Source organism: Bartonella sp. AA86SXKL (assembly GCF_042196885.1).
Genome location: NZ_JBHIRE010000074.1, coordinates 369 through 1,776 on the forward strand (window position 1 = coordinate 369; position 1,408 = coordinate 1,776).

Sequence of the window (1,408 nt, forward strand, 5' to 3'; positions counted from 1 at the left end):
AAAACGTTACAAAAGCCTCTGCAGACATTTCAAACAGATCTTTCTGAAAAACTTAAATATTATGAATGGCTTCTGGAAGAAACCGGACAGTATCTTCTTATTTGGGAAAACCCAACGGCTTTACCTCGTGTGGTTGGCAACATTCCAACATTGCAAAAAGTGGGAATTCATCAACAAGATTTTCAGCGTTTCGAATTCTGGCTTGAAGAAAATTCTCTGCGGGAACTTGATTACGCATTAAAGCAATTACGTTACAAGTCTCATCCTTTTGAACTTTCTCTTTTCACCAAGAATAATATGCTGTTGCATGTTACAGGCGTTATTGCTGGAACAGTAGCCATTGCACGCTTTCAAGACATCTCACTACAACAAAGCGAAAATGCTCGTTTACAGAAAAATATTGCAAGAATCCTTACCGAACTGAGAATGCAGCGTAACCTTCTCGATGTTATTCAAGAACCAGTCTGTATAAAAGATCGTGAAGGAAAAATTTGCTTTATCAACCGCGCCTTTAGAGAAATAACAGGCTTTCGAGAAGGCAGTAACGAAGTAGTTGACCTTTTCAATGAAACAACACAACGCAAAACAGATGAAACAGAAACCGTTTTTCAAGAGCACGTTCATACGGTCCTTGATGGAGAACGGCACCGCTTTCATCTCACACGGATTACAACAGCCGAAGGGATGGCGGCTTTTGCCCGTGATGATAGTGCATATGAAAATCTTGCCAATGAACTAAGACGTGTTTTTCAAAACCATTGTGAAACACTTGATCAAATTTCAACAGCTGTAGCTGTTTTCGATAGCAATCAAAAATTAAAATTCTGCAACCATGCCTTTAAAATTTTATGGCCCTTAGAGAATTCCTTTCTAGAAAGTGAACCAAGCCATACATTGTTTCTTGAACGTTTGCGTGAAAAAGGGCTCATTGGTGAACACCCGGATTGGCGCACTTGGAAAGAAGAACTTTTAAAAGCTTACCGGCAAACGGAATCAAATCAACAAATTTGGAATCTTCCAGATGGGCGCACAGTGCGTGTCATTTCTAGTCCTCACCCACAAGGAGGTGTCACTTGGCTTTACGAAAATCTCACAGAAAAAATTGATCTTGAACAGCGCTATAATACACTCATTAAAATACAAGGCGAAACACTTGATAAACTTTCAGAAGGAGTGGTGGTCTTTGGCACTGATGGATGCCTTCGTTTATCAAATCCTGCTTTATCAAAATTATGGTCTCTACCCTATAATTTATTGGTAGAAGGCACCCATATTACACAATTACAAAGTTATTGTTCACCCCTAACTTTGAGACAAGAATGGGACTGGTTCACCAAATTTATTACCGGTTTTGCTGAAGAACGGGATACATATTCAGGTCGTATGGACCTCAAAAATGGCATGATCA

1 protein-coding gene is annotated in these 1,408 nt (G+C 39.5%); it reads left to right on the forward strand.

What is annotated here, in order from left to right:
- On the forward strand, positions 1 to 1,408 hold a 1,408-nt coding region (locus tag ACFIO5_RS09800; RefSeq protein ID WP_375705294.1), incomplete at both ends, for a PAS-domain containing protein.